The organism is Microbacterium sp. MYb54, from assembly GCF_002979515.1.
Lineage (GTDB): Bacteria > Actinomycetota > Actinomycetes > Actinomycetales > Microbacteriaceae > Microbacterium.
On the sequence record NZ_PCPA01000001.1, the window covers coordinates 107,076 to 126,464 of the forward strand.

The window sequence follows — 19,389 nt, forward strand, 5'->3', positions numbered from 1 at the left end:
TGATCCTCCTCGCGCTTTCCGATAGGAAAGTAGAAGGCTTTCCGTTCGGAAAGTGGAGGAGGTTCGTCGTGAAGCAGAAGCCGATTCCCGGTCAGAGTGCTCTCGTGCCGCCCGATGCCGACGTCGCTCGGCAGTACCTGGCTGCGGCGGATGCGGTGATGGAGCGGCGTGACCGCACTGTCGACAGGCGCGCGCTTGCCTGGCTCCAGATCGTCAATGCGGCCGTCACGGCCGGATACCTCGCCACGTTCGCGCTCATCCTGCGCCAGGGGGACGTCGTCGCTTCCCAGGTGGTTCTGTTCACCCTCCTGGTGTGGGGACAGCTGGCGAGCGGGATGGCGCAGCGGAGCGGGATGCAGTGGCGCTGGAGCTCCGCGCGGTGGCCGCTCCTGCTCGGCGGAGGAGTCGTGCTCGTCGGGGCCGTCATCGTGTTCGGACTCGTCGCATTGGACACCAGGCTCCCGGCTGTCGTGGTGCTCATCCCGGCGGGCATGGTCCTGCTGGGCAGCGGAGGCTACGGCGTGGTCCAGCTTCTGCGTGCTGCCGGCGATCCGCGACCTCCGCAGCCTTCGCGGATCGCCCTGCCCGCCCCGATCCGGTGGGGGACCGTGCTCGTCGGAGTCGCTCTCGGCGTGCTGACCATGCTCGCGGGAGCGCCGGATGACGCATTGCGCAGCGTGATCACTCTGCTGGTGATGCTGGTGCTCCTCGCCTGGATCGTCGCCTTCAACACTCCCGTGGGGCTCCCCGCCATCGGCGCTTCCTGGCGGTGGCCGCATGTCGCGATCTTCTTCCTCGCGGTCGGCATCCCCGTCACTCTCACGGTGGGGGGAGGGGCATTCGGCGGCCAGGGGCTCGCCGGCGTCCTCGGTGGCACCGTCGTGATCGTGCTCTTCGCAGTGGTGTCCTTCGTCCCAGGGCGGGAGCGCCGTGGCTGAGGCGGCGTTCCGGCCGCACCCGCGCACGCAGCTGGACGACAACTTCGCCTCGCCCATCCGGTTCTCGCTCATGGCGGCGCTGGGCGACGGCATGGAACTCGACTTCCAGGCCCTCCGCGAGATCCTCCAGTGCGGTGACTCTCCTCTGAGCAAGGCCATCACGCACCTGCAGGCGGCTGAGTATGTTCTCGCGCGCAAGGGTGTCGTCGGCGGTCGCTCGCGCACCTGGGTGCGTTCGACGAAGATGGGCCGCGATGCCTTCGCGGCCCATCTCCAGGCGTTACGGGAGATCGTGGCCCTCACCGCCGGGCCACAATTGTGATGCCCGTCAGGCGGTCGCGCTGACGAGGTCTGGGTGGTGGATCGCCGCGACATCGGGGTGCGCACGAAGCCGAGACTTGAGCGCGTTCTCGCCGTAGGTCGCATGGATCGGATTGCCGGGGTCCTCGGTGACTCCGGTCGCTTGATCAGCGAGGTCAGCGGGGAGCTCGATCAGCGGCAGTTGCTGATCGAGCGCGGGGTTGAAGAAGAACGGGATCGAGATGCGCTCCTCCGGTGCTCGTGGTGAGATCACACGGTGGTTCGTGGCCTTGAGGTATCCGCCGGTGGCATACTCCAGCAGCTCGCCGATGTTGACGACGAAGGCGCCGGACACCGGGGGAGCCGACACCCACTCTCCGTCACGCTCGACCTGGAGTCCGCCCTTGCCGGGCTCGACCCACAGCAGCGTCAGCACACCGGAGTCCTTGTGCGCTCCGACGCCCTGCTGCGGTTCGGGCTCGTCCGTGCCCGGGTATCGCACGATCTTGATCAGGGTCGAAGGATCGCGGAACGGCTCGTCGAAGTAGGTCTCGTCGGCGCCGAGAGTGACAGCCCAGGCGCGCAGGAGCTTGCGGGCGATCTCTGTCAGGGTGTCGTGCCACTCCGTGACGATTTCCTTCAGCTCCGGTTGTGCTGCAGGCCAGAGATTGGGGCCGGTGAGACGGTTGAAGGCGGGGCCGCCGTCGACGGGTTCGCGCTCGGGGCCGATGTCGATCTGCTCGCGCCAGTCGACCTTCCCCTGCGTCCGCTCGCCGCCGACGCGGGTGTACCCGCGGAAGTGCGGGCTGTTCACGTTCTCGATCGCGAGCTTGTCCGCTTCGGGCAGGGCGAAGAAGCCGAGGGCCGCCTGATGGAGCCGGGCCTCGAGCTCTGGGGAGATCCCCGTGCCGGTGAGGTAGAAGAAGCCGACGTCGTGCGTCGCCGCCCGGAGTTCATCGCGGAATCGTGCCGCGGCCTCGGGGCCTTCGTCGAGCTGGGACAGGTCCAGGATGGGGAGCGAGAGTTCAGCCATGGACTGAGGCTACGTCGCGCCGCGGGGGCGTGATCCTGTGTTGCGCTCCATTACTTCCGGTCCGCGTGTTCAGCGCGCGTTGATCGCGGTGCTAGAGTCTCCTTCGGTAAGGGCTGCCTTACCTCATTCAACGCCAGAGAGTGTTCTTCCGTGCTCGCCACCTATCTCATCGGGCTCCGCGAGGGGCTTGAAGCCGCACTCGTCGTCGGCATCCTCGTCGCCTACCTCCGTCGCCTCGATCGTCAGGACGCGCTTCCGAAGATGTGGGCGGGCGTCGGTCTCGCGATCATCCTGGCGCTCGGCATCGGCGCCGTGCTCACCTTCGGCGCCTACGAGCTCACGTTCCAGGCTCAGGAGCTGATCGGCGGGGGACTCTCGCTCCTCGCCGTGGCGATGGTCACGTGGATGATCTTCTGGATGCAGCGCGCGGGGCGCACCATGAAGGCGACACTCGAGGGCGGCATCGACCGTGCCCTCACTGCGGGCGGGCTGTGGGCGCTCATCGCCATCGGCTTCGTATCGGTCGCCCGCGAGGGCATAGAGACGACCCTGCTGCTGTGGTCGATGGTGCAGTCGTTCGGCGACGCGCCCTCTGCACTGCTGGGTGCATTGTTGGGTCTCATCGCGGCTGTGATCATCGGCTGGCTGATCTCGCGCGGTGCGGTGCGGCTCGACCTGCGTCGCTTCTTCGCCTGGACGGGCGGTTTCCTCGTGATCGTCGCCGCAGGGGTCCTCGCCTATGCGCTGATGGATCTGCAGGAGGCGGGCCTGCTCCCCGGCCCGTTCACCGCCCTGGCTCCGATCGACGCCGTGACAGGTGGCGTGGCCGTGGGCTGGGCTGCCTTCCCGTTCGGCTGGGCTTTCGACGTCTCGGCGACGATCGCCCCCGGCGGACCGCTCGCCTCCATCCTGCAGGCGACGGTCGGGTTCATGCCCGCCATGACCTGGCTGCAGGTCGTCGCCTGGGCTCTCTACATCTCGCTCGTCGGATGGCTGTACATCCGCGGACTCCGCATGAAGCGCCCGTCGAAGCCGCAGGCTCCGGCCGCGCCCGCCTCTGAATCTCCCTCCCTCACACAACAAGGAGCAGCATGACCACCACGCACCGGTTCCTGGGGGTGCTCGCCGCCACCGGCGCCGCCGCCCTCGTCTTGAGCGGCTGCGTCGCGAAAAGCGATGCGGGGGCCACCGCGGCCTTCGACGTCTCGTCCACTGCCGGCGACTGCGCCGTCTCCGCGGTGACAGCGAAGAGCGGGACGCTGACCTTCAACGTCAAGAACGACACCGAGCAGGTCTCCGAGTTCTATCTGCTGGCCGAGGATGGTCTGCGGATCGTCGGCGAGGTCGAGAACATCGCCCCGTCGGCATCTCGAACGCTCACCGTGGTCGCGCAGCCGGGCGACTACTTCACGCTCTGCAAGCCGGGCATGATCGGCGAGGGCGTCGGCAAGACCGCGTTCACGGTCACCGGAGATCGCGTCGCGGTCGACGGTCCTGACGCCGAGCAGAAGCAGAAGGCCGTCGACCTCTACGCCGCGTTCGTCAAGGACCAGGTCGGCCAGCTCGTCCCCGCTGTCGAGGACTTCGTCGCCGCCTACGAGTCCGGTGACGACGAGACCGCACGCACGCTCTTCCCGCAGACCCGCGCATTCTACGAGCGCATCGAGCCCGTCGCCGAGGCGCTGGGCGACCTCGACCCGCGCATCGACTACCGCGAGGTCGACGCCGTGGCTGAGGGGCTGGACTGGACAGGATTCCATCGCATCGAGAAAGACCTGTGGGTGCCGGCTCAGGATGCGCTGAACGCCGACGGTGAGACCCCCGCCTGGCAGGACTGGGCGCCGTCGACCCCCGAGGAGCGTGCCGACTACGGCGACCTGCTGCTCGCCGACGTGCAGGAACTGTACGACTACGTGCACTCCGACGACTTCACCACCGCCCTCGACGACCAGGGCATCGGCGGCATCTCGAACGGCGCGATCGCGCTGCTCGACGAGGTCGCGACCGGCAAGATCTCCGGCGAGGAGGACTGGTGGTCGGGAACCGACCTCTACGACTTCGCGGCGAATGTCGAAGGCTCGAAGATGGCGTTCTCGCTCGTGCAGGACTTCGCCGTCGCGCAGGGTGACGACGGCAAGGCGCTCGTCGCCGAGATCGAGCCGGGCTACACGGCGCTCGAGGACTCTCTCGCCGCCCACGGTTCGCTGGCCGACGGGTTCGTGGGGTACTCGGAGCTGACCGAGGCCGACAAGCGCGAGTTCACCGACCTGATCAACGCGCTCGCCGAGCCGCTCTCGCAGCTCACCAGCACGGTCCTCGACTGATCAGCTTCGTGCTGACCTGAACCGGTACCATCACGGACGTGAATGAACCAGAAGCGGATGCCTCGCCCGACGAGTCATCGATGGGCGAGGCATCCGCTCCTGCCGGTCTGAGCAGGCGCGGCCTGCTCGGTCTCGCGATCGGCGGCGGAGTGGCAGGACTCGCCGTCGGTGCGGGGGCAGGCCTCACCGGGGGCGTGGCGATCGGGCGAGCGCGGGCTGCGGATGACGCGCATTCCGCGTACGAGTTCTTCGGAGCGCATCAGAGCGGCATCACCACGCCGGTGCAGGATCACCTGCACTTCGCCAGTTTCGACATGATGCCGCGCACCGACCGCGAGGATCTCATCTCGCTTCTGCAGGACTGGACGTACGCGTCCTCACGCATGGTGCAGGGCCTCGAGGTCAGCGCGACGGGTGCGGTCGGTGGCCCGGCCGAAGCGCCGCCGGATGACACCGGGGAGGCGCTCGGACTCCCCGCCGCCGGGCTCACGATCACGTTCGGCTTCGGGCCGGGACTCTTCGAGAATGAGGACGGCGACCGCTACGGCATCGCCGCGCAGCGCCCCGCAGGGCTGGAACGCCTGCCGGCCTTCCTCGGCGACGATCTCGATCCGCAGACCTCTCACGGCGATCTCTGCATCCAGGCGTGCGCCGATGACCCGCAGGTCGCGGTGCATGCCATCCGCAACCTCAGTCGCATCGCCTTCGGGCGGGCGCGCCTGCGCTGGTCGCAGCTGGGCTTCGGTAAGACCTCTCGCACCACGGCGACGCAGGCCACTCCGCGAAACCTCTTCGGTTTCAAGGACGGCACCGCGAACATCCTGGCCGACGACACGACTGCGCTCACCGATCACGTGTGGGTGTCGGCGAAGGATGAGCCGGCGTGGCTCGCCGGGGGCTCGTACCTCGTGGCCCGCAAGATCGCGATGCTGATCGAGACCTGGGATCGGGTGCGCTTGTCCGAGCAGGACACGATCATCGGCCGCGACAAGGGGGAGGGGGCGCCGCTCTCCGGTGGAGACGAGTTCACGGCGCCGGATTTCCACAGCAAGACGATCGATGCGAACAGCCACGTGAGTCTCGCCCATCCCGAGCAGAACGACGGCATCCGCATCCTGCGACGCGGGTACAACTACGTCGACGGGAACAACGCCCTCGGTCGCCTCGACGCCGGACTCTTCTTCCTCTCGTACCAGCGTGATCCCGCGCAGTTCATCTCGCTCCAGCGGCGGCTGTCGACGGATCTCATGAACGAGTACATCAAACACGTCGGATCCGGCATCTGGGCGGTGCCTGCCGGGGTGAAGCCCGGTTCCTATGTGGGAGCCGCGCTTTTCGCCTGACCCGTCAGGACTCGCTGGCGGCGATGAGCGTCTCGACGGCGAAGCCAGCGATGGCGTCAGCGCCGGAATGGTCGTCTGCAGTGATCGTGACCACGGCATCGTCGAGGAATATTAGCAGCTGACCGTGGGCGCCGTGCAGTCGCCAGGCCGGACCGGGGCCGCCCCAACCGGCAAGCGCGTAGCGGTCATAGGCAGGGCTCTCCCCGGCGACGACCCAATTCGCATGCATCGAGTCGATCCACTCGGATGAGATGAGCGGTCGTCCCTGCCACATCCCGCGATCGCGGATGAGGAGGCCGAGGCGGGACAGCTCTTCGGTGCGGAGGAAGAGCCCGCCTCCAGCCTCGATGCGCCCCTGGGGGCTGCGCTCCCACTCCACGTCGTCGATGCCGAGCGGGCCGAACAGACGGGTGACGAAATAGTCGCCGACGTCGCCGACACGTGCGGCCAGCGCGGCCATCGCGGTATACGTGCTCGCGTTCGAATACTGGAAGGTCCGTCCGCTCGAGGGGCGTCGCAGGAACTCGCGTGCCAGATCCGGCCAGTCGGTCATCAGGGTGTCGGACCACGGCAGGTCGACGCCGCTCGACATCATCAGGAGGTGGCGCAGAGTGACCTCGTCGACACCGGGGCCCAGGTCGTGGTCGGGCAGGTAGGTCGACACCGGCTCATCGAGCGACACCATCCCTTCATCCGCGGCGATTCCTGCGGCGAGTACGCAGACCCCTTTCGCGACCGAGTGCACGTCTTCGCGGACGTCGGCGGTCCAGCGATACTCCGCAGTGTCCGCACCCAGGCGGACGTGCAGGCCGTGGGCGACGAACCCCGACGCCTCCACCTGATCGACGATGCGGTCTCGGACGGTCTGCGCTCGGGTCACACCTCGAGGCTATCGCCTGCCTCTATCGAGGCCGTCGAGACCCGGTCGGGTCGTTCCGGCGGCCTTCCTTGGAGGCGAGTTCCGGATCGGCGAACAGCCAGCCGGGCCGCGGCTCGACCAGGGGGCGAAACACCCATCTGACCGGCTTGGTCGCCAGGACGAGCGCGATCACGACCGACAGCACGGTCACGATCGGGAGCCAGATCCAGGTGGGTTCGAGGTCGCGCAGGACTCCGCTCTCGCGGAACGGATACAGCACGAACGAGTGCAGCAGGAACACGTACATCGTGTACTGGCCGAAGGTCGTCCACCAATGCGCGCCGCGCGGGATGAGGGCGAAGAAGGCAGCGCTGAGAACGACCGCGAGCAGCATCAGGACGATCCGGATGCCGCCGGCCCACCACTGCTCCCCGCCGAGATCGGCGTAGGAATCCTCGTAGAAGAGCCAGTGACGCAGATCGGTGGCCTGCCAGACGGGGAGCCAGTTCCAGGCTGCCCAACCGGTGGCCGCGAAGATCGCCACGGCTCCGGCGCGCAGCCACCACGGCCGGAAGTCGAGGAGTCGGAGACGGTCGACGATGTCGTGTTCACGCAGCCACCAGCCCAGGGTGAAGAACGGCAGCAGTCCGAGCGTGCGCGAGAGCGAGAAGGTGCTGTCGATGTTCGGCAGGTAGCCCACGCCGACCGAGATCACGACGGTCCACAGCAGCGGCCAGCGCAGCAGGGCGAGGTAAGGGAGCACGAGCCGGAAGATGCCGAGGGCGAGCAGGAACCACAGCGTCCAGCTCGGCTGGGTGATGTTCGGGTTGGCCTGGCCCTCGACGAGCCACTTGGTGAGGGTCCAGAGCGTCTCGAAGATGACGTACGGGAGGATGATGTCGGTGATCACCCGAGCCATCTGCGTCTTGGTCGGGGAGCCGGATTTGGAGAAGTACCCGGAGATGATCGCGAAGGCAGGCATGTGGAACGCATACAGCGCCAGGTAGAAGGCGAATGCGATGTCGGAGTCGTAGATGAGTCGCTGGATCGCATGGCCGAGGACGACGAGGACTATGCAGATGTAACGCGCGTTGTCCCAGAACGGCACGCGCCGTCGCTTGCGGGGAACCGATCCTGTGGTGGGCCCTGAGATGTCCGCCCCGGTACTGCTCATCGTTCGAGGCTACAAGGCCGGGAATAAAGTTGCTCTGAGCGCGTTGACACATATACATTCAAATGAATAGAAACGGATGCGAGTCATCCGATTCGGAGACACGGAGCAATCATGAGCGAGCAGTCAGGCGCGCAGGCGATGCAGTTCGGCATCATGTCGGTCAGCGACATCACGCGCGATCCCACCACCGGGATCACCCCCAGCGAGCAGGAGCGCATCAAGGCGACGACGGCCATCGCCGTGCACGCCGAAGAGGTCGGTCTCGACGTCTTCGCGATCGGCGAGCACCACAACCCGCCGTTCTGGTCCTCCAGCCCCACAACCTTCCTGGCGGCGCTTGCCGCCCAGACCGAGCGCCTGATCGTCTCCACCTCGACGACGCTCATCACCACGAACGACCCGGTGCGCATCGCCGAGGAGTACGCGATGCTCCAGCACGTCTCCGACGGACGCATGGACCTCATGCTCGGTCGCGGCAACACCGGCCCGGTGTATCCGTGGTTCGGTCAGGACATCCGCCAGGGGCTCCCGCTCGCGATCGAGAACTACGCGCTGCTGCACAAGCTGTGGCGCGAAGACGTCGTCGACTGGGAAGGGAAGTTCCGCACGCCGCTGCAGGGGTTCACGTCCACGCCGCGTCCGCTCGACGGCATCGCACCCTTCGTGTGGCACGGGTCGATCCGCACGCCCGAGATCGCCGAGCAGGCCGCCTACTACGGCGACGGCTTCTTCGCGAACAACATCTTCTGGCCGAAGGAGCACTATCAGCGCCTCATCGAGCTGTACCGCCAGCGCTTCGAGCACTACGGCCACGGCACGCCGGAGCAGGCGATCGTGGGTCTGGGTGGACAGGTCTTCATGGCCGCGAAGTCGCAGGACGCGGTGAACCAGTTCCGTCCGTACTTCGACAACGCGCCGGTCTACGGTCACGGTCCGAGCATGGAGGACTTCACGGAGATGACGCCGCTCACGGTGGGTTCACCGCAGCAGGTGATCGACCGCTACGCCGGTATGCGTGAGCACTACGGCGACTACCAGCGTCAGCTGTTCCTCATCGATCACGCGGGTCTGCCGTTGAAGATGGTGCTGGAGCAGCTCGACATCCTGGGCGCCGAGGTGGTCCCCGTGCTCCGCAAGGAGCTCGCGAAAGATCGTCCGGCGAACGTGCCGGATGCTCCGACCCACGCAGCCCGCGTCGCTGCCGAGTTCGGCGACGGCCCGACCCGCCAGGCACGCCCCGGTGCGAACCGCGGGGACAACCTGACCGGTGATTCGCCGTACCAGGACAGCCCCGCTCCCGCCGGTGCGGCTTTCGGGCTCGGCCGGAAGGAGGCCTGAGATGACCACGCGTCGTATCGCCGTGGTGTCGGCCGGCCTGTCGAACCCGTCGTCCACGAGGATGCTCGCGGATCGTCTGGCGGCCGAGACCGTGAAGGCTCTCGCCACGCACGACATCGAGGCGAGCGTCGACGTGATCGAGCTGCGCGACTACGCGCACGACATCACGAACAACCTGCTCACGGGGTTCGCGCCGCCGGCGCTCGAGACCGCGATCAACACGGTCGTGTCCGCCGACGCGCTGATCGCGGTGACCCCGATCTTCTCGACGAGCTATTCGGGTCTTTTCAAGTCGTTCATCGATGTGCTCGACCCCGATGCGCTCACCGGCACGCCGGTGCTGATCGGTGCGAACGCCGGCACGGCGAGGCATTCGCTCGCGATCGACTATGCGATCCGTCCGCTCTTCGCCTACCTGCATGCCGAGCCCGTCTCGACCGGCGTGTTCGCGGCGTCGAGCGACTGGGGTGGAGCAGGCGACGACGTCGCCCCGCTCGCCAAGCGCGTGGAGAAGGGCGCGAAAGAGCTCGCAGACGCGATCGCGCGTCGAGAGGCGGCTGCGGTCGCCGACCCGTACGACCCCGCGACCTACCTGGGTGCGGGCCGCTCCTTCGGTCACATGCTGGGCGGTCTCGCGGGAGAGTGAGTGGCGCATGACGCCATCGACAATGTCCGAGGGGCATCGTACGGTGGCGTCATGCCCACACACGCCGCGCTCAGTGCGCTCCAGGAACAGTTGACCGGCACCTTCCTCTTTCCGCACGATGTCGGCTACGAAGCGGCTCGACAGCCATGGAATCTCGCGATCGAGCAGCGGCCAGAAGCTGTCGCGGTGCCTGCCGACGTCGATGACCTCCGGGCTCTGTTGGCAGCGGCGCGGCAGTCCGGTGTACGACTGGCTGTGCAGCCGAGCGGTCATGGAGCCTCAAGTTCCCTTGCCGGTGCTGTGCTGGTGCGGATGAGCGCGTTCGATGACCTCGAGGTCGACCACGATCGCGGCACCGTCCTGGTCGGAAGCGGCGTGCGCTGGGGTGCGGTCGTAGAGGCGCTGGAAGGCACCGGTTGGGTGGCTCCGGCCGGTACCAGCCCGGTCGTGAGCGTCGCCGGGTACACGTTGGGCGGCGGCCATTCGTGGTTCAGTCGGACGGCCGGTCTCGGCTCCGACAACCTGCGAGCCGCCTGGGTTTTGCGCACCGACGGCACCCACGAACGGGTCGATGACGACACCGATCCCGACCTCATGTGGGCGCTGCGAGGCGCGGGCGGCCTCGTGGGCATCGTCACCGCACTCGAGATCGACCTGGTCGCCGCCCCCTCGGTATGGGGTGCGAACCTCACGTTCGACGTCGCGGATGCACCGGCAGTGGTCCGTGCCGTCCGTGACCTCGGAGCCTCTGCTCCCTCGACGTTGAACATCTTCCTGAACTCGATGCGGATGCCGGATGCACCGCAGCTCCCCGAAGAGATCAGGGGACGCAGCTTCCTCACCGTGCAGGCGTTGTCCACCGACGGACCCCACGAGGAATCGATCGACGCGGTGCGTCGTGCGGGCACCGTGCGCAGGGAGATCACCGGGCCGACGTCGCCGGGTGCACTCGCCGCCGCGTCGAACGAGCCGACCGACCCGACACCGGGCGGCGGAGCATCGATGGCGCTCACCGTTCTCGACGACGCGACCATCGACGCACTCCTCGAGTTCCGCGAGCTGCCGGAGCAGTGGCCGATCATGGGCATCGATATCCGGATGCTCGGTGGGGCACTCGACGCTCCGCGACGTTCCGGGTTCGCGTCGTTGGAGTCCGTCGGCTGGTTGCTCCACGCGCTCGTGCCGGTGATCCCTGGAGTGCCTGCCGCACCAGGAGAAGCCAGTCTCGTGGCGTTCCGGGAGCTGTTGGCACCGAACGAAGCGTCGCAGACGGTGACGACGTTCCTCGAGCCGGACCAGACGCTGGATCGCTGCGGCTCCGCCGCCGACGTCGCGCGGCTTAGAGAGCTTCGGGCCCGGTTCGATCCCGATGGCGTGCTGCACGAAGCTCGGCTCCCGCGCTGACGCTCAGGCCTCAGGCTCGGTTCGTCGCTTCCAGTCGTACTCGGTCTCGGGCCGTCCGCGGGTGCCGTAGCGCGCAGCCCGGGTGACTACGCCCTCGACCACGAGGTGCTCGAGGTACCGGCGTACGGCGACCCGAGACATACCGAGTCGCTCCGCGGCTTCGCTCGCCGACAAAGGCCCATCGGTCCGCAGCTCCGCCGTGACCCTCTCGAGAGATGCGGCAGAGAGCCCTTTGGGAAGGGCGATGGTGCCAGTGGTGCGCCCGAGCAGTGCGTCGATCTCCGCCTGCGTCGCTTCGCCGTCGGTGGTCCGTGCCTGCTCCCGATGCGTCCGGTACTGCTCCATCCGCTCGCGGAACACCGCGAAGGGGAATGGCTTGACGAGGTACTGGAACACGCCGAGTGCCGCCATCTGTCGCACGGTGTCAGCGTCGCGCACACTGGTGATCGCGATCACATCGACCGATGCCGAGCGTGAGCGGAGCGCTCGCAGCACGTCGATGCCGGAGCCGTCCGGCATCGTGATGTCGAGCAGCACGAGATCGAAAGCATCGGGGTGATCGAGCACGGCGGTCATGGCCGCGCGCGCCCCTGCGCATTCGGCACCGACGACGAACCCGTCGAGGCGCTCCACGTAGTCGCGATGCAGCTCGAGCGTCAGAGCGTCGTCGTCGACGATGAGTGTGCGGATCATCGCTGTGTCCTTCGTGTTCCTGCTGCCGGGAGAACGACGCGGAATGTCGTCGGTTCCCCGCTCACCGTCACGGAACCGCCGGCTCCGGTAACGACCGAGCGCACGAGCGCGAGTCCGACACCGCGTCCGTGCGCATCGGCGGGCTTCGTGGAGAAGCCCTGATCGAAAATCCGCCCACGGAGGTCCGGGGGGATCCCGGGCCCACTGTCCGACACCTCGAGCACGATCCCCGCGTCCGCATTCGGACGGAGCGAGACCTGCACCCAGCGATCCTCGGAATCGACGGCGGCATCCATCGCGTTGTCCACGAGATTTCCGAGCACCGAGACGGCGTCCACGGGGGAGAGCGGCGTGCGGGGTGTGTCGGGCTCGATGTGCACGCGCCAGTCGATGCCGCGCTCCTTCGCCTGTGAAGCCTTGCCCAGGAGCAGTGCTCCGACGGCCGGGTCTCCGTGACGGCGCGCGGTGACCTGGTCCACCAGAGACTGGCTCTGTCGCGACGTCTCCGTGAGGATCTCGATCGCCTCGTCGGGGCGTCCGAGCTCGAGCAGGGCGACGGCGGCGTGCATCCGATTCCCATGCTCGTGGGTCTGCGCGCGCAGGGCCTCACCCAGCGTACGGATCGATTCGTACGACGACACGGCATCGCGCACCTGACCGGGCGGCAGATCGCCCGCGATGCGGCGGGTCACCCGGCGGGCGATGACGGCACCGCCCGCACCGATCGCGACGAGGCCGACCGTGATGCCGAGCGTGAGTGGCAGGCGGCGGACCAGGGTGTCGGTGATGGACTCGGTCGTCACTCCGGCGGCGACCCAGCCGATCAGCTCCCCGCCCGGTGCGGTGACCGGCGCGATCGTCCGCACGGAGGGCCCGAGGGTACCGGTGAACTCCTCGGTCAGGGCCTGGGGTGACGCGGGGATCGTGCCCAGGTAGATACCGCCGATCTGGTCGGTGTCGGGATGGGTGAGCCGTGTGCCGTCCGTGGTCATGACCGTGATGAAGTCGAGCCCTGCGCCGGTGATCACCGCGAGGGAGTAGGGCTCGAGGACCTGCGTGGCCGCATCCTGGTCGCTCGAGCGCAGGCCGTCGATGATGAGGGGTGAGGAGGCGAACGAGGTCGCGGTGGCCGCCGTCACCCGCTCCGCCTCCGCGCGGATCGATCGCTGCGCTTCGACGACGAGGAAGACCGCCACGAGGGCACCGATCACGACGGCCGCGACGAGCAGCACCACGAAGACTCGAGAAGCGGTACTGCGGGTGCGGGAGGTGTGCGCCATCGCCTCCTCCGATCGTCATTGGTGAGGTGTCGTGACCAATACGACCACAACTCGCCTCGATGCGTGAAGTCGGAGAACGTGAGATCCGATCGGCGGCACGGGAGCCGCCCACCAAGACGAAGACGTCGATGATCGAGGAGGACGCGATGGCGCTCACAACAGGATTCTCACTGCCGAAGTTCAACTGGCGGCGAGGGAAGCAATCGTGGGACCGGCACACCTGGCTGTATGTGTCGGTGTTGCTGGCGGTCGTGCTGGGCGCTGTGGTCGGGCTCGTGTGGCCGGAGGTCGGCCAGGCCTTCGAGCCGCTGGGCAAGGGCTTCGTCGCGCTGATCAAGATGATGATCGCGCCGATCATCTTCTGCACGATCGTGGTGGGGGTGGGATCGATCGCCAAAGCGGCCACTGTCGGCAAGATCGGCGGACTCGCGCTGCTGTACTTCATGGTGATGTCGACCTTCGCGCTCGCGATCGGCCTCGTCGTAGGCAACATCATCCACCCGGGTGCGGGGCTGGACATGGCCTCGTCGACGTATGACGCGGTCGAGGCGGAGGCCAAGACGACACAGGAGTTCATCCTCGGCATCATCCCGACCACGTTCTTCTCGGCCTTCACCGGCGAGAGCGTGCTGCAGGTGCTGTTCATCGCGCTCCTCGTCGGCTTCGCGCTGCAGGGACTCGGCGAGCGCGGCGCACCGATCATGGAAGCGGTCAAGCAGCTGCAGAAGCTGGTGTTCCGCATCCTCGGCATGATCCTGTGGCTTGCGCCGATCGGTGCGTTCGGTGCGATCGCAGCGGTGGTCGGGAAGACGGGCATCGCGGCGATCTGGAGCCTCGGCACTCTGATGGTCGCCTTCTACATCACCTGCATCCTGTTCATCGTGGTGATCCTGGGGGTGCTGCTGTGGACGGTGACGAGGGTGAACATCTTCGCTCTCATGAAGTACCTGGCGCGGGAGTACCTGCTGATCGTCGGCACGTCCTCCTCGGAATCCGCCCTCCCGCGCTTGATCGCGAAGATGGAGTTCGTCGGCGTCTCCAAGCCTGTCGTCGGCATCACCGTTCCGACCGGGTACTCGTTCAACCTCGACGGCACGGCGATCTACCTGACGATGGCGTCGCTGTTCATCGCCACGGGAATGGGGCAGCCGATGTCGATCGGCGAGCAGATCGGTCTGCTGGTCTTCATGATCATCGCGAGCAAGGGGGCGGCCGGTGTCACGGGTGCAGGCCTTGCCACCCTGGCCGGCGGGCTCCAGGCCTACCGCCCCGATCTGGTCGACGGCGTCGGCGTGATCGTGGGGATCGACCGCTTCATGTCTGAGGGGCGTGCCCTCACCAACTTCACCGGAAACGCCGTGGCCACTCTGCTGATCGGCACCTGGACGAAGCAGATCGACAGGGATCGGGTGCGCCGGGTGCTCAGCGGGGAGCTGCCGTTCGACGAGTCGCTGCTGGATGGGGTCGACGCGCACGGAACGGCAGACGCTCCGCAGGCCGCCGACGTCCAGGAGCTTCGGGAGGCGGCCGTCACCGAGATGGCGGCCAAGGAGCAGCGGGCACGAGCCCGCGCGGATCGCGTCTGACGAGGAAGGGCGAAAGAGGGATGCGGGAGTCCGGTGAAGCCGGCTCCCGCATCCACGCGGTCAACCGCTCTTGCGTCGGAACTCGCGCCGGGTCTGCGGGGCGTTGGCACTGTGCACGGCGGAGTCGCCGTCGAGGTGTGCCTCGCCCTGCCGGTGGTGCGCGTTCTTCTTCTCGAGCGCTTCCTTGAACTTGCGCTTCATCTCCTCGGAGGAGGTGGCGCCTTCTTCGGTGCTCATGTCCCGAGCCTAGAGCACGTCGTGGGGCGGGTCACCCTCTGGTGCGGCGTACACACAGGTCGATCAGCACGCCGAGCCCGACGGCGAGGAGGATCGACACCGGCACGGCGACGAGAGGGCCACCCGGGAGGATCGCCGCGACCGTGGCGCCGACGGCCGCCTGATAAAGCGCCCATCCGGTAGCTGCGATGGCGACCAGGGCGAGATAGCGCGGCGGGTGGATGCGCGAGGCTCCGGCGACCAGGTTGATCGCGAGCCGCGCGAACGGCACGAACCTGGCAGTGAACAGCACGGTGGCCATGCCGCCGTCCAACCGGTTTCGCGCCCACCCCAGAGCCTGCTGCACCCGAGGGGTACGCATCCACCGCCAGCGCTCGGTGCCTACCAGCCGTCCGATCAGGTAGCAGCAGGCGTCTCCGACAGTCGCGGCTGCCGCTGCGCAGGCGACGACAGCCCAGAGCGGCGGTGAGCCCGATGTCACCGAGAGAGCGCCGAGGGCGGTCACCGCGACTTCGCCCGGCACCACGACGAAGAACGCGTCGCCGACCACCAACACGCTCATCAGTACCAGGCTCCACGGGCTCGTGAGCGATTCGGTCAGCAGATCGGTCGGCACACCCTCCACAGTGCCTGCAGAGGATGAACGGGAACCAACGAACGGATAGCCGGTGACCCGCGATCCAGCATCAGGTGAACATCCGGTGCCGGAGGCCGTTTACGGCGAACAGAGACTCCTGCCACCGTCATCCTGAGGCTGTGAGAGTAGCGATCGTCACCGAGTCCTTCCTTCCGCACATGAACGGCGTCACCGGTTCGGTGCTGCAGATCCTGCGACACCTCGAACGACGGGGGCACGAGGCGCACGTCATCGCCCCAGCCGCGACCGGCGCCCCGGCAGAGATCAGCGGCGCACGCATCGAGGCCATCCCGAGTCTCGCGCTGCCGGGATACCGGCACGTGCGAGTGGGCACGTCGAGCGCCCACCGCATCGCCGCCTCCCTCGGTCGGTTCCAGCCCGACGTCGTGCATCTCGCCTCGCCCTTCGCGTTGGGATGGCGGGGCGTGCTGGCAGCCGAGCGGCTCGACCTCCCCTCGGTCGCCGCCTACCAGACCGACGTGGCCGCGTATACGGAGCGCTATCGGATCGCCGCGACGACCGGCATCGCCCAGACCCATATCGCCCGTCTTCACCGGCGCGCCACGATGACGCTGGCCCCATCCGCCGACGCGGCTCAGCAACTGGCCCTGCTCGGTGTGGACAGGGTGCGACGCTGGGGGAGAGGTGTCGACGCCGAACGCTTCCAACCGTCCCGTCACGATCCCCTGCTCCGCTCCGAGTGGGGTACTGACGTCGTGATCGGGTACGTAGGACGCCTCGCCCCCGAGAAGCAGGTCGAAGACCTCGCAGCCTTGCGGAACGTCCCGGGAACACGCCTGGTCATCGTCGGCGACGGACCCAGCAGGGCCAGACTCGAGAGCCTGCTTCCAGACGCCCTGTTCCTCGGTCACCTCGACGGCACGGCGCTCGCCGCAGCGATGGCATCGTTCGATCTGTTCGTGCACCCGGGGGAGAGCGAGACCTTCGGACAGACCCTTCAGGAAGCACACGCCAGCGGGGTGCCTGTGATCGCGACCGGGCGGGGCGGCCCCCTCGACCTCGTACGGATGGGGATCGACGGATGGCTGTACAAGCCGGGTGACCTCGAAGACCTGCGAATGCGGGTCACAGATCTCGCGGGCGATGCCCGCAAGCGGCGAGCTTTCGGCGAAGCCGGCCGCGAAGCAGTCCAGGGCCGCAGCTGGGAGAGCGTGTGCGACCAGCTCCTCGATCATTTCGAGGAGGCGCGGATCCTGCATCGGGCGGATTCCGGTGCCCGCGCTCGCCGCGTCGTCCGTCCGGAACCGTCCGCTCCGGTCGCCGCCCGCCGGTGGCACCGCTACGTCGCGATGGGAGACTCACTCACCGAAGGGCTCTGCGATCCGGCGCCGGACGGGGCGCTGCGTGGCTGGGCCGATCGTCTCGCGTTGCTTCTCGCCGCGCGGGGAGGGCTGCACTATGCGAACCTCGCGATCCGATCGAAGCGCGTGCGTGACGTGTCGGGCGTCCAGCTGGAGCGGGCCATCGAGCTGCGTCCCGACCTCGTGTCGATCCTGATCGGGGCCAACGACCTGGTCAAACGCCGGGTCGACGTCGCGGTGCTCGCCGCGGAGCTGGAAGGCACGGTGCGGACGTTGCGGGGGATCGGCGCCGACGTGCTCCTGGTGACGCCGTTCCTCCCGGGGCGCCGTGCTGCCTTCATCTACACGCGGCGGTTCGCCGCTTTCGCCACCGCGCTGACGGGCATCGCCGCGCGTACCGGAGCCTTCCTGATCGACACGGATCTGCATCCGTCCCTGGCCGAACGGCCGAACTGGGGAGAAGATCTCGTGCACCTGAGCAGCCGGGGCCACCGGTTCCTGGCCTATCGGGCGGGAGAGATGCTCGGGGTGCCGGACGCCGACGCGCTCGGAGCCTTGGATGCCGCCATGCACGAGCACGAGTCGATCGGTGCAGGGGTGTGGTGGCGCCGACACGCGCTGCCGTGGGTCTGGCGTCGCCTGAACGGTCGTGCAGCAGGGGATGGCCGCACGGCGAAGCATGACGACTACGTCTACCTCGGTCGCTCGGCGGCGGCCAGGGGCGCGCTCGCCCGCTGACGCCTTCGGGTTGGAGCCGTCAGCGTCGACCCATGCCGTGGTACTGCCAGCCGGCCGCGCGCCATGCCGCGGAGTCGAGGCAGTTGCGTCCGTCGATGATGATGCGTCCTCGCACGAGACCACCGGCATGTTCCGGGGAGAGGTCGCGCCGGTACTCGTCCCATTCCGTGACCACGACGACCGCATCGGCCTCACGCAGCGCGTCGTCACGGTCGCGCGCGTAGCCGAGCTGCGGGTGGGCGGCTGCGGCGTTGTCGATCGCGGCCGGATCGGTGACGACGACGTCCGCCCCCAGTCCGCGCAGGCGAACGGCGACATCTAGCGCGGGGGAGTCTCTGATGTCGTCACTGAAGGGTTTGAACGCCGCGCCCAGGACCGCGATCCGGCGTCCGAACACGAGGCCGCCCAGTGCATCGACCACCAGTTGGACGGCGCGGTCGCGGCGCCGGAGGTTGATCGTGTCGACCTCGCGGAGGAAGCCGACCGCCTCACCGCGCCCGAGCTCCTCTGCTCGTGCGGCGAACGCCCTGATGTCCTTCGGAAGGCAGCCCCCGCCGAAACCGATGCCCGCGCCGAGGTAGCGTCGTCCGATCCGCGTGTCGTGGCCGAGCGCATCGGCGAGAAGTGCGACATCCGCGCCCGAGGCCTCAGCGATCTCCGCCATCGCGTTGATGAACGAGATCTTGGTGGCGAGGAATGCGTTCGCTGCGCCCTTGACGAGCTCAGCCGTTGCGAGGTCGGTCACCAGGAAAGGTGTTCCCGACTCGACGGCCGACGCGTACACCTGACGGAGCACGCCGACGGCGCGCTCGCCCGCCGCGTCGGATTCCGCGCCCACCACGAGTCGATCCGGCGTCAGAGTGTCGTGCACCGCCCATCCCTCGCGAAGGAACTCGGGGTTCCAGACGAGCGTCGCTCCGGTGTCGACCAGTCGCCCAGCGATTCGCGCAGCGGTGCCGACCGGCACGGTGGACTTCCCGGCGATCACATCACCGGGGCGGAGGTGAGGCAGCAGCGCGTCGATCGCGGCGTCGACATATCTCAGATCTGCGGCGTGACCGCCGGGCACCTGCGGCGTGCCGACCGCGACGAAGTGCACGTCACAGCCGACGGCATCCGCCATCACGCTGCTGAACTGCAGTCGTCCCTTTCTCAGACCGTCCGAGAGCAGTTCCGACAGCTGAGGCTCGAAGAACGGCGCCGTGCCTGTTGCCAGCATCGCGACCTTCTGTTCATCAACATCGATGCCGATGACGTCGTGTCCGATCGAGGCCATTGCTGCGGCGTGCACGGCACCGAGGTACCCGCAGCCGATCACAGACATGCGCATGGACTCAGGACAGCGGATGCCCCTCACCATGCGGCATCCGTTGCGTGAACGGGCCGTGACCGGCGCATGTCCGATCCGCGGAGTGCGCGGACACGCAGGATTCGAGGTCTGCGCTGGTAGGGTGGATGAGGTTGACGTGTGTCAACTGCACAACTTCATATCGACTCATGGAGCGATCGGCGGAGAAGCTGGTCCCCTGTGGTGGGT

At 67.7% G+C, this 19,389-nt stretch carries 18 protein-coding genes; 10 read left to right on the forward strand and 8 right to left on the reverse strand.

Annotation, left to right across the window (positions count from 1 at the left end; translation table 11 throughout):
* Positions 1–68 precede the first annotated feature (68 nt).
* Positions 69–938 (forward strand): hypothetical protein, encoded by an 870-nt coding sequence (locus CQ040_RS00505; protein WP_105525574.1) that lies wholly within the window; start codon positions 69–71, stop codon positions 936–938.
* Positions 931–1,260 carry a transcriptional regulator gene (locus CQ040_RS00510; RefSeq protein ID WP_105525573.1) on the forward strand — a complete coding sequence of 110 codons (330 nt, stop codon included), beginning with the start codon at positions 931–933 and terminating at the stop codon, positions 1,258–1,260. The genes CQ040_RS00505 and CQ040_RS00510 overlap by 8 nt, the downstream gene beginning before the upstream one ends.
* A gap of 6 nt (positions 1,261–1,266) precedes the next feature.
* Here CQ040_RS00510 and CQ040_RS00515 read toward each other — a convergent pair whose 3' ends face one another.
* Positions 1,267–2,271 (reverse strand): isopenicillin N synthase family oxygenase, encoded by a 1,005-nt coding sequence (locus CQ040_RS00515; protein WP_105525572.1) that lies wholly within the window; start codon positions 2,269–2,271, stop codon positions 1,267–1,269.
* A 150-nt stretch (positions 2,272–2,421) separates the two neighbouring features.
* Between CQ040_RS00515 and efeU the strand changes: the two genes are divergently transcribed.
* The 3 genes from efeU (at position 2,422) to efeB (ending at position 5,938) form a co-directional block, all read left to right on the forward strand.
* Positions 2,422–3,366, forward strand: coding sequence for an iron uptake transporter permease EfeU (gene efeU, locus CQ040_RS00520; RefSeq protein ID WP_105525571.1), 945 nt, complete (start codon positions 2,422–2,424; stop codon positions 3,364–3,366).
* Positions 3,363–4,595, forward strand: coding sequence for an iron uptake system protein EfeO (efeO, locus tag CQ040_RS00525; RefSeq protein WP_105525570.1), 1,233 nt, complete (start codon positions 3,363–3,365; stop codon positions 4,593–4,595). Before efeU ends, efeO begins: the two co-directional genes overlap by 4 nt.
* An 80-nt stretch (positions 4,596–4,675) precedes the next feature.
* Positions 4,676–5,938, forward strand: a complete 1,263-nt coding sequence (efeB, locus tag CQ040_RS00530) for an iron uptake transporter deferrochelatase/peroxidase subunit (RefSeq protein WP_105525569.1) — start codon at positions 4,676–4,678, stop codon at positions 5,936–5,938.
* A 4-nt stretch (positions 5,939–5,942) separates the two neighbouring features.
* Here efeB and CQ040_RS00535 read toward each other — a convergent pair whose 3' ends face one another.
* Complete coding sequence (locus CQ040_RS00535; protein ID WP_105525568.1) at positions 5,943–6,818, reverse strand: serine hydrolase; 876 nt, start codon at positions 6,816–6,818, stop codon at positions 5,943–5,945.
* 22 nt (positions 6,819–6,840) lie between these two features.
* Positions 6,841–7,971, reverse strand: coding sequence for an acyltransferase family protein (locus CQ040_RS00540; protein ID WP_105525567.1), 1,131 nt, complete (start codon positions 7,969–7,971; stop codon positions 6,841–6,843).
* A gap of 111 nt (positions 7,972–8,082) precedes the next feature.
* Between CQ040_RS00540 and CQ040_RS00545 the strand changes: the two genes are divergently transcribed.
* Genes CQ040_RS00545 through CQ040_RS00555 form a run of 3 tightly spaced genes read left to right on the forward strand, consistent with a single transcriptional unit; the run spans position 8,083 to position 11,359 of the window.
* The gene (locus CQ040_RS00545; protein WP_105525566.1) at positions 8,083–9,309 is read left to right on the forward strand and encodes an LLM class flavin-dependent oxidoreductase; all 1,227 of its coding nucleotides are present in this window, start codon (positions 8,083–8,085) and stop codon (positions 9,307–9,309) included.
* A 1-nt stretch (position 9,310) separates the two neighbouring features.
* The gene (locus tag CQ040_RS00550; protein WP_105525565.1) at positions 9,311–9,955 is read left to right on the forward strand and encodes an FMN reductase; all 645 of its coding nucleotides are present in this window, start codon (positions 9,311–9,313) and stop codon (positions 9,953–9,955) included.
* Between the two features lie 51 nt (positions 9,956–10,006).
* On the forward strand, positions 10,007–11,359 hold the full coding sequence (locus tag CQ040_RS00555) for an FAD-binding oxidoreductase (RefSeq protein ID WP_146113841.1): 1,353 nt from the start codon (positions 10,007–10,009) through the stop codon (positions 11,357–11,359).
* Between the two features lie 3 nt (positions 11,360–11,362).
* On the opposite strand, the gene CQ040_RS00560 is transcribed toward CQ040_RS00555, so the two are convergent.
* Positions 11,363–12,052 carry a response regulator gene (locus tag CQ040_RS00560; RefSeq protein WP_105525563.1) on the reverse strand — a complete coding sequence of 230 codons (690 nt, stop codon included), beginning with the start codon at positions 12,050–12,052 and terminating at the stop codon, positions 11,363–11,365.
* Positions 12,049–13,332, reverse strand: coding sequence for an ATP-binding protein (locus tag CQ040_RS21165; protein ID WP_105525562.1), 1,284 nt, complete (start codon positions 13,330–13,332; stop codon positions 12,049–12,051). Before CQ040_RS21165 ends, CQ040_RS00560 begins: the two co-directional genes overlap by 4 nt.
* Before the next feature lie 146 nt (positions 13,333–13,478).
* Here CQ040_RS21165 and CQ040_RS00570 point away from each other — a divergent pair, with 146 nt between their 5' ends.
* Entirely contained in the window at positions 13,479–14,918 is a 1,440-nt protein-coding gene (locus CQ040_RS00570) for a cation:dicarboxylate symporter family transporter (RefSeq protein ID WP_028502824.1), read from the forward strand.
* A gap of 60 nt (positions 14,919–14,978) precedes the next feature.
* On the opposite strand, the gene CQ040_RS20605 is transcribed toward CQ040_RS00570, so the two are convergent.
* Both CQ040_RS20605 and CQ040_RS00575 read right to left on the reverse strand, forming a co-directional pair.
* The gene (locus CQ040_RS20605; protein ID WP_181156407.1) at positions 14,979–15,155 is read right to left on the reverse strand and encodes a DUF5302 domain-containing protein; all 177 of its coding nucleotides are present in this window, start codon (positions 15,153–15,155) and stop codon (positions 14,979–14,981) included.
* Positions 15,156–15,186: 31 nt separating this feature from the next.
* On the reverse strand, positions 15,187–15,771 hold the full coding sequence (locus CQ040_RS00575; protein ID WP_105525561.1) for a DedA family protein: 585 nt from the start codon (positions 15,769–15,771) through the stop codon (positions 15,187–15,189).
* Positions 15,772–15,911: 140 nt separating this feature from the next.
* Here CQ040_RS00575 and CQ040_RS00580 point away from each other — a divergent pair, with 140 nt between their 5' ends.
* Positions 15,912–17,852, forward strand: a complete 1,941-nt coding sequence (locus CQ040_RS00580; protein WP_105525560.1) for a GDSL-type esterase/lipase family protein — start codon at positions 15,912–15,914, stop codon at positions 17,850–17,852.
* A gap of 19 nt (positions 17,853–17,871) precedes the next feature.
* Here CQ040_RS00580 and CQ040_RS00585 read toward each other — a convergent pair whose 3' ends face one another.
* Positions 17,872–19,182 carry a UDP-glucose/GDP-mannose dehydrogenase family protein gene (locus CQ040_RS00585; RefSeq protein WP_105525679.1) on the reverse strand — a complete coding sequence of 437 codons (1,311 nt, stop codon included), beginning with the start codon at positions 19,180–19,182 and terminating at the stop codon, positions 17,872–17,874.
* Between the last annotated feature and the right edge of the window lie 207 nt (positions 19,183–19,389).

Excerpts from the sequence above, each read along its gene's own strand:
- CQ040_RS00515 (WP_105525572.1), bottom strand. The coding sequence starts at position 2,271 with ATGGCTGAACTCTCGCTCCCCATCCTGGACCTGTCCCAGCTCGACGAA.
- efeO (WP_105525570.1), top strand. The coding sequence starts at position 3,363 with ATGACCACCACGCACCGGTTCCTGGGGGTGCTCGCCGCCACCGGCGCC.
- efeB (WP_105525569.1), top strand. The coding sequence starts at position 4,676 with ATGGGCGAGGCATCCGCTCCTGCCGGTCTGAGCAGGCGCGGCCTGCTC.
- CQ040_RS00540 (WP_105525567.1), bottom strand. The coding sequence starts at position 7,971 with ATGAGCAGTACCGGGGCGGACATCTCAGGGCCCACCACAGGATCGGTT.
- CQ040_RS00545 (WP_105525566.1), top strand. The coding sequence starts at position 8,083 with ATGAGCGAGCAGTCAGGCGCGCAGGCGATGCAGTTCGGCATCATGTCG.
- CQ040_RS00550 (WP_105525565.1), top strand. The coding sequence starts at position 9,311 with ATGACCACGCGTCGTATCGCCGTGGTGTCGGCCGGCCTGTCGAACCCG.
- CQ040_RS00555 (WP_146113841.1), top strand. The coding sequence starts at position 10,007 with ATGCCCACACACGCCGCGCTCAGTGCGCTCCAGGAACAGTTGACCGGC.
- CQ040_RS00560 (WP_105525563.1), bottom strand. The coding sequence starts at position 12,052 with ATGATCCGCACACTCATCGTCGACGACGACGCTCTGACGCTCGAGCTG.
- CQ040_RS21165 (WP_105525562.1), bottom strand. The coding sequence starts at position 13,332 with ATGGCGCACACCTCCCGCACCCGCAGTACCGCTTCTCGAGTCTTCGTG.
- CQ040_RS00570 (WP_028502824.1), top strand. The coding sequence starts at position 13,479 with ATGGCGCTCACAACAGGATTCTCACTGCCGAAGTTCAACTGGCGGCGA.
- CQ040_RS20605 (WP_181156407.1), bottom strand. The coding sequence starts at position 15,155 with ATGAGCACCGAAGAAGGCGCCACCTCCTCCGAGGAGATGAAGCGCAAG.
- CQ040_RS00585 (WP_105525679.1), bottom strand. The coding sequence starts at position 19,182 with ATGCGCATGTCTGTGATCGGCTGCGGGTACCTCGGTGCCGTGCACGCC.